The following is a 444-nucleotide window of genomic DNA, read 5'->3' on the forward strand; positions in this document are numbered from 1 at the left end:
CGGCTGTGGCGCCGCCGCCGCAAGACGGCGAGAGCGGTGGAACGCCTGCCGCTGCCTAACTACAATCCCAGCCTGACCTTCATTCTTCGCGCATCGACCAGGAATCGCCCCATGGCCGCCCTCGCAAACCGTCCGGACTGGTCCGGCAGCAGCACGCTCACCAAGGCGCTGGTGGTGTCGCTGGCCGTGCATGTTGTACTGCTGTTCGTGCGCGTGGTGGCCCCCGAGGCGTTCGATATCAAGCGCGAAGATCCGGGCCTCGATGTGGTGCTCGTCAACGCCAAGTCGTCGACGGCACCGTCCAAGGCGACGGCCGTGGCCCAGGTCAACCTGAACGGCGGTGGCGAATATGACCAGCAGCGCGCCACCACGCCGCTGCCCGCCGACACCAATGAGCAGACCGGCGACGCCATCAAGCTCACACAGCGCCGCGTTGAATATCTC

General features: G+C 66.2%; 1 protein-coding gene. It reads left to right on the forward strand.

Translation table 11 applies throughout. The features are described from left to right. Positions 1 to 111: 111 nt before the first annotated feature. A partial coding sequence (locus tag HR086_RS47560) for a hypothetical protein (protein WP_217442267.1) occupies positions 112 to 444 on the forward strand: 333 nt, incomplete at its 3' end.

It is taken from the genome of Myxococcus sp. CA039A, assembly GCF_013336645.1.
Taxonomy (GTDB): Bacteria; Myxococcota; Myxococcia; order Myxococcales; family Myxococcaceae; genus Myxococcus; species Myxococcus llanfairpwllgwyngyllgogerychwyrndrobwllllantysiliogogogochensis.